This is a genomic window from Pseudoalteromonas sp. MelDa3 (genome assembly GCF_002863625.1).
Classification (GTDB): domain Bacteria; phylum Pseudomonadota; class Gammaproteobacteria; order Enterobacterales; family Alteromonadaceae; genus Pseudoalteromonas; species Pseudoalteromonas arctica.
This window is the reverse complement of sequence record NZ_PJBR01000255.1, coordinates 1-7,530: the sequence shown is the minus strand read 5'-3', so window position 1 is coordinate 7,530 and position 7,530 is coordinate 1. Positions and strand designations below refer to the sequence as shown.

The window sequence follows — 7,530 nt, the reverse complement described above, 5'->3', positions numbered from 1 at the left end:
AAAGTTTATACCGGAACTAAAACGTTTTTTAAAATATCGTTTACTTGCGCTTCACCTGACTCATTATGCAAACCTAAACGATGCTGACACACACTTGCAAATACGGCTTGAACATCTTCTGGCATTACAAAATTACGACCATCAATAAATGCCCACGACCTAGCCGCTTTAGCAAGAGCCATACTGGCACGCGGTGATAACGAAGATGCAAAAGCGTTGCTTGTGCGTGTGTAATTAACAAGCTCTATAATGTAATCAATAACCGGGCTACTTAAAGTAATTTGGCTTATCTGGTTTTGAATTGCCGCTAACTCTTGTTGGTTAATACGCTTAGGTAACTGACTGTAATCTCGTTTTTGCATATTCAAAATTAAGCGTTTTTCGGCTTCTTTAGGTGGAAAACCTAAGCTAATACGCATTAAAAAACGGTCTAATTGCGACTCAGGTAACGGGTAAGTACCTGATTGGTAGAGCGGGTTTTGTGTTGCAATCACAAAAAATGGATTTGGCAGCGTATATTTTTTTCCATCGACTGTTACTTGTTGCTCTTCCATTGCTTCAAGCAACGCACTTTGTGTTTTAGGCCCTGCGCGGTTTATTTCATCAGCTAAAACAACTTGGCTAAAAATAGGGCCTTTATGAAACGTAAAACTGTGCTCGGTAGAGTTAAATACATTAGTACCCAGAATATCAGCAGGCAGAAGATCACTGGTAAATTGAATACGCTGATACGATAAACCTAACACAGCTGACAATGCATGAGAAAGAGTGGTTTTTCCCATACCAGGCAAATCTTCAATGAGTAAATGCCCTTCGCTAAATAAGCATGTAAGTGCCAGTTTAATTTGTTGTTGTTTACCAAATATAACACTCGAAAGATCTTCTATAATCGCAGTAACAGTACTATGCATGCTAACCTTATTATTATTCTATTATTTCAAGACGCTTCATTACAGTGTCTACTTTTTTTGTGTTGAAAGGTTTTGCAATAAAGCCTTTAGCGCCCATTTCCCACGTGTTTTGTACGTTTTCGAGACTATTGTGGCCAGAGCACATAACAACATGAGTGTGCGGGTAAGCACTATTAATGTATTCCAATATATCTGCACCGTTAGAGTCAGGTAAATCTACATCTACAAATATAACGCCTGGCGGTTTATTGTTCATAATAGGTTTAGCAGAGCTAAAATCAGCGCTTTCTAATATATCTTCAAACCCTAAGTCAGTTAAAATTTGGTTTAGATAATCACGAATTTCCTTAACGTCATCAATAATGAGGATGGGCTCTAGCGGGCGAACAAATTCCATATGTAGGTTACTTCTATTTTGAATACATCTAAGTGCTTTAATACTAAGCTAACCCCATCATAAGCTCAAGAACGTTACTTAAAAAACACTAATAAATAAACTGTTTATAGGTTTGCCCAACAACCTATTTTTAAAGGATTACCTGCTTTCATATCTTCTACTAACTTATATTTTCATTAATTGTATTGAACAATAATGACGTATATACGATAAATCCCTTAATCCTACACTTTATTTCCTCAAAATTTGATGTAACAAATTTGCTACTTAACTTATTGATTCAAAAATATTTACATATAAATTCGATTTTTTGTAAACGTTTTGTAATAAAAAATCGTTGACCTTCTAAATTCATTCTGTGATTATGCTCAGCAGATGGGCTTATGCTCACAAGTGCGGTTTCATTAACTATTTAATGTTTTGCTCAGCCAGCCTCATCTATACACACTGAATTAATACCAATTTCATTAAATGAATATGCAATTTAATAAAGTTGGCATCACACACCACACTAAATAAAGAGCTTATTATGTTGAATAATAAAAAGACTAAATTTGCAATTTCTCTCATAGCGGCAGCTATGGCTACATCGGCTCCAGCACAGGCTGATATTTCTGAATATTTAGATCGCGTTGACGTAGACTTTTTACTAATGCAAAACTTTCAGTCAATTCAAGCTAAAGACGGCGCATTTCGTCCAGAAGATGAAGAACAAGAATCAGGATTTGGCCGTATTAGAGCGAATCTAATGCTTAAATTTCATATTAACGAGTTCATCACTGCCGATATAGATATTGCAGAAGAGCCTAATGACTTTGGTGGCGAAGATCGTGACTTTTCATTTCACAACGATTTTGCAGGTGTTGAATTTGACTTACTAGGTCTATATGGCACACCAAAAGAAAACGCAAATTTAACACTGCGTTTGGGTAATATTGGTGGCTCACCATTTCAATTTAAAGGTTTTCAAGACGGCGCAGATAACCAAAGTAATGCACTTATTGGTAATGGTATTACCGATTACGCAACCGCAGAAAACGGCGCACAGCTAAGTTACAGCGAAACTTTCGAAAGTGGTGTAGTACGTGCTTATAATGTTACAGGTCACATTACGACTTCAAGTTTCGGTGAAGCGTTTCAAGAAGACAGAGGTTATAACTACCGACTTCAAGGTACTCTAGAATTTGAAGGTGGCTTTAAAGCTGGTTTAAACTTATTAAAAGCCAATCAAGGCGACCAGTTACGTTTTGAAAACGGCGTAGCCAGTCTTGATGGTGTAACCACAACAAACTATCGCTTTGGCGATGGTGAAAACTATAACTTCTCAGCGTCACCTTCAAACGAGCGTGACACTCACGTTGGCGCAATGCCAGGGCTTGAGCAATCAATCATCCAGCTTAACTTAGCTTATCAACCATCTGATGAAACTAGTCTAATCTTTATGGTTGGTAAATCATCTGATGATTACACATTTGCAGATGGCGCAGGTAATGCAGTTGCCGGTATTACCTACTTTGGTACAAACGGCATAGCTGATGAAAATGGCACTACTTTTGATTCAAACAGTGTAATAGAAGGCGACTCATCGGTTGAGTACTTCGTGTTTGAAGCACAACAATATCTAATCCCTAAAAAGCTATATGTAGCGGCTCGTTATGCAGAAGCCGAAAACACTTCCGACTTAATTGAACAAACAGACAACACAGTAGAGCGTATTCAAGTAGCCGCAGGTTACTGGTTTAACGATAAAACGCTTTTAAAAGTTGAGTATGTTAACCAAGAAGAAGGTGTTAATTCGGGCGGCCAAATCGGTAAAGGATTTGACGGCTTCACTTCTGAAATATCTGTTAAATTTTAAGTCATTATCCAACTAGTCTAACTATTTATACAAAGGACCTAAAAAGGCACTTTGCGGGCAGTTTTATGCGTTAAAACTGCCATAAATAGAATTGGTAATAGATTGAAATTTAATAGCACTTGTTAAAACATAACGTGTATGGGGAATACCCGATGAAAAATAAATTAATTATGCTCGCGTGTGGCTTTATAAGCATGGGCGCTGCGGCAAAAGAAACAATTACAATAGCGACTGTTAACAATGGTGACATGATCACCATGAAAGAATTAAGCAGTAACTTTACCAGCCAAAACCCTGATATAGATCTAAAATGGGTCACTCTAGAGGAAAACATTCTTCGCCAACGTGTCACTACCGATGTAGCAACAAAAGGCGGCCAATACGATGTTATGACCATAGGTACTTATGAAGTACCAATTTGGGGCAAACAAAATTGGTTAAAAGAGCTTGATAATTTAGGTGAAAACTACGATTTAGATGATTTAATCCCAGCAATTCGAAGCGGTTTAACGATTAACGACAAACTTTATGCTGCACCATTTTATGGTGAAAGTTCAATGGTTATGTACCGCACAGACTTAATGGAAAAAGCAGGGCTAACTATGCCTAAAGCCCCAACATGGGACTTTATACGCAAAGCTGCTAAAGCGATGACAGATAAAAAAGAAGGTGTTTATGGCCTTTGTCTACGTGGTAAAGCAGGTTGGGGCGAAAACGTTGCGCTTATTACATCAATGGCTAATTCGTTTGGTGCGCGTTGGTTTGATGAAAATTGGAAGCCACAGTTTAATACCCCAGAGTGGGAAAATACCCTTCAGTATTATGTAGATGTAATGAAAGAATCTGGTCCTGCGGGTTCATCTGCAAACGGTTTTAATGAAAACCTTGCACTATTCCAAACCCGAAAATGTGGTATTTGGATTGATGCAACCGTTGCAGGCGCATTTGTTACTAACAAAAAAGACTCAGAAGTTGCCGATAAAGTCGGGTTTGCACTTGCGCCAGATAACGGTCTAGGTAAACGCGGTAACTGGTTATGGTCTTGGACTTTAGCCGTGCCGGCAAGCAGCAAAAAACCAGATGCCGCAATGAAATTTATTAGCTGGGCAACATCTAAAGAATACACTCAACTTGTAGCCGACAAAAAAGGTTGGGCAAAAGTACCGCCAGGTACACGTAAATCACTTTACAGTAATCAAAAGTACATGGACGCAGCACCGTTTGCGCAAATTACCTTAGATTCTATTCAATCTGCAGATCCTAAAAATCCAACCGTTAAACCGGTGCCTTATGTAGGTATTCAGTTTGTTGCTATTCCTGAGTTTCAAGGAATTGGTACAGCTGTTGGGCAACAATTTTCAGCAGCATTAACTGGCCAAATGACCGTTAAGCAAGCGCTTAGTACGTCTCAGCACCTCGTTGAGCGAACAATGCGTAAAGCTCGCTATCCTAAATAGCATGTAATGGGCGGGTAAGTACTCAAACTTACCCAATATTTTATGTCAATTCTATTTACTTGTTAGTTATAAACACTATCAAGGGTTTCTGATTTTCACTTGATAGTTAACAAGTAAATAGAATTGGCTTTTTTAAGGTCACCTTTATGGCAACAACTAACTCGCGCACGCTTGCTCGGTTTATGCTTCTTCCTAGTGTAATTTTATTACTTGCTTGGATGATAGTTCCGCTGTGTATGACACTGTATTTTTCTTTTATTGATTACAACTTACTCGTTCCAGGGGATAAAGAGTTTGTAGGCTTTTTAAACTATGAATTTTTCCTAACTGATCCGGCTTTTTTTGAATCATTTTTTAACACGCTTTACCTAGTAACTGGGGTTTTACTTATCACTATTTGTGGTGGTATTGGCTTAGCTATTTTACTAGACCAAGCAATATGGGGACGAAATTACGTTCGCATTATGGTACTAGCCCCATTTTTTGTAATGCCAACTGTGTCGGCATTGGTATGGAAAAACATGCTAATGAACCCAGTTAATGGCTTATTTGCACATTTCGCGATTTGGCTTGGCTTTGAACCTATCGACTTTTTTGCTCAAATGCCGTTATTTTCAATCATCATGATTGTGTCTTGGCAGTGGTTACCATTTGCAGCATTAATACTGCTAACAGCAATACAATCATTAGACCGTGAACAATTAGAAGCGGCTGATTTAGACGGAGCTGAGCCATTTAGTAAGTTTTTTTACATCGTTTTGCCGCACTTATCGCGTGCTGTAACCGCTGTTATTTTAATCGAAACTATATTTTTACTGTCAATCTTTGCCGAAATATTAGTTACAACCAGCGGTGGTCCTGGTTATTCTTCGACCAATATAACGTACTTAATCTACACGCAATCACTACTTCAATTTGATGTAGGCGGTGGTTCGGCAGGGGGCATAGTTGCAGTTATTATTGCAAATATAGTCGCTATATTTTTAATGCGCTTAATTGGCAAAAACTTGGAGGGGTAATTATGACTATAAAAGATAGCCGTCGTTCCACACTAATTTATACCATTGCTGCATGGACAATAAGCGGCATGATTTTCTTTCCAATTTTATGGACGTTAATCACCAGTTTTAAAACGGAAGCCGAAGCAATTTCAGCAAGCCCAAGCTTATATGCGTTTGATTGGACGCTCGAAAATTACCGAGATGTACTGTCGCGTTCACCATACTTTACCCATTTTTGGAATTCTGTGGTTATATCGCTAGGTTCAAGTTTACTAGGGTTATTAATTGCTGTACCTGCAGCTTGGTCTATGGCTTTTGTACAAACTAAAAAAACAAAGCATTTATTAATGTGGATGCTTTCAACCAAAATGTTACCGCCAGTAGGGGTGCTTATTCCGATTTATTTATTGTTTCGTGACTTTGCGCTACTCGATACAAAATTAGGTTTGGTTATTGTAATGACACTCATTAACTTACCAATAATGGTATGGATGCTTTACACCTACTTTAGAGAAATACCAAACGAAATACTTGAAGCTTCACGTATGGATGGCGCAACAATTGGTGAAGAAATTTTTCATGTTTTATTGCCAATAGCCTTACCAGGTATAGCCTCAACGTTATTACTCAATGTTATTTTATCGTGGAACGAAGCGTTTTGGACACTTATTTTAACCGCTGCAAATGCTGCACCTTTAACGGCATTTATTGCCAGTTACTCTAGCCCTGAGGGGTTATTTTACGCTAAGTTATCGGCAGCATCTGCCATGGCCATTGTGCCAATTTTAATACTTGGTTGGTTTAGTCAAAAACAATTAGTGCGTGGATTAAGTTTCGGCGCAGTAAAATAGGAGAATACACATGGGCAGCATCACACTAAAACAAGTCACTAAAAACTTTGATGAAGTTAACGTAATTAAACCGCTCGACTTAGAAATTAAAGACGGTGAGTTTATCGTTTTTGTTGGGCCGTCGGGCTGTGGTAAATCTACATTACTTCGTATGATCGCAGGTCTTGAAGATACCACCAGTGGTAATATAGAAATTGACGGCATTGACGCTACAAAAACACCGCCTGCAAAAAGAGGCTTAGCAATGGTGTTTCAATCCTACGCGTTGTATCCGCATATGACAGTGCGTAACAATATTGCTTTTCCTTTAAAAAGAGCCAAGGTAAGCCCTGCAGAAATCGAAAGTAAAATTGCTAACGCCGCTAAAATTCTTAATTTGACCGATTATTTAGACCGAAAGCCTGGACAATTGTCGGGCGGTCAGCGCCAGCGTGTAGCGATAGGGCGCGCAATTGTACGCCAACCATCTGCATTCTTATTTGATGAACCACTTTCGAATCTTGATGCGTCACTACGTGTAAATATGCGTTTAGAAATATCTGAATTACATAAAAGTTTAGCTACAACAATGATTTATGTTACACACGATCAGGTTGAAGCCATGACAATGGCAGATAGAATCGCGGTATTTAATGCCGGTATTATTGAACAAGTAGGCACACCTTTAGAGCTTTATAAAAACCCTGTAAACAAATTTGTAGCTGGTTTTATTGGTTCGCCAAAAATGAATTTTATAGATGCTCCACAAAATGAAGATGCGAATGTTAGCTGTATTGGTATACGACCAGAGCATATAACACTCTCTACTGAGCAAGGTACTTGGGCTGGAACTGTAGGTGTAATTGAGCATTTAGGATCGGAGAGCTTTTTACATATAAATATTGAAGGCAAAGGGACCGTAACAGTAAAAGCAGATGGTGATTGCCCATTAAAATATGGCGACAGTATTTACCTAAGCGCACCGGCAGATAAAGTATTAAAGTTTGATAATAACGGTTTAACTATTCGCTAAAGCCAATTTTTAATTACCTTAAATAGCACCTTTATAAAGGTGC

The 7,530-nt window shown here is 38.4% G+C and carries 7 protein-coding genes; 5 read left to right on the top strand and 2 right to left on the bottom strand.

Annotated features, from left to right (window positions below; translation table 11 throughout):
* Positions 1-5: 5 nt before the first annotated feature.
* Together CXF89_RS20780 and CXF89_RS20775 are read right to left on the bottom strand one after the other, a co-directional pair.
* The gene (locus CXF89_RS20780) at positions 6-911 is read right to left on the bottom strand and encodes an AAA family ATPase (protein ID WP_121955648.1); all 906 of its coding nucleotides are present in this window, start codon (positions 909-911) and stop codon (positions 6-8) included.
* Between the two features lie 13 nt (positions 912-924).
* The gene (locus CXF89_RS20775) at positions 925-1,308 is read right to left on the bottom strand and encodes a response regulator (RefSeq protein ID WP_007582739.1); all 384 of its coding nucleotides are present in this window, start codon (positions 1,306-1,308) and stop codon (positions 925-927) included.
* A 529-nt stretch (positions 1,309-1,837) separates the two neighbouring features.
* Between CXF89_RS20775 and CXF89_RS20770 the strand changes: the two genes are divergently transcribed.
* The 5 genes from CXF89_RS20770 to CXF89_RS20750 all read left to right on the top strand — a co-directional run bounded on the left by CXF89_RS20770 (position 1,838) and on the right by CXF89_RS20750 (position 7,487).
* Complete coding sequence (locus CXF89_RS20770) at positions 1,838-3,166, top strand: hypothetical protein (RefSeq protein ID WP_121955647.1); 1,329 nt, start codon at positions 1,838-1,840, stop codon at positions 3,164-3,166.
* A gap of 152 nt (positions 3,167-3,318) precedes the next feature.
* Positions 3,319-4,623, top strand: coding sequence for an ABC transporter substrate-binding protein (locus tag CXF89_RS20765; RefSeq protein ID WP_121955646.1), 1,305 nt, complete (start codon positions 3,319-3,321; stop codon positions 4,621-4,623).
* Between the two features lie 146 nt (positions 4,624-4,769).
* Positions 4,770-5,642 (top strand): carbohydrate ABC transporter permease, encoded by an 873-nt coding sequence (locus tag CXF89_RS20760; RefSeq protein WP_121955645.1) that lies wholly within the window; start codon positions 4,770-4,772, stop codon positions 5,640-5,642.
* A 2-nt stretch (positions 5,643-5,644) separates the two neighbouring features.
* Positions 5,645-6,475, top strand: a complete 831-nt coding sequence (locus CXF89_RS20755; RefSeq protein ID WP_121955644.1) for a carbohydrate ABC transporter permease — start codon at positions 5,645-5,647, stop codon at positions 6,473-6,475.
* A gap of 10 nt (positions 6,476-6,485) precedes the next feature.
* Positions 6,486-7,487 (top strand): ABC transporter ATP-binding protein, encoded by a 1,002-nt coding sequence (locus tag CXF89_RS20750; protein ID WP_007377154.1) that lies wholly within the window; start codon positions 6,486-6,488, stop codon positions 7,485-7,487.
* Positions 7,488-7,530 lie beyond the last annotated feature (43 nt).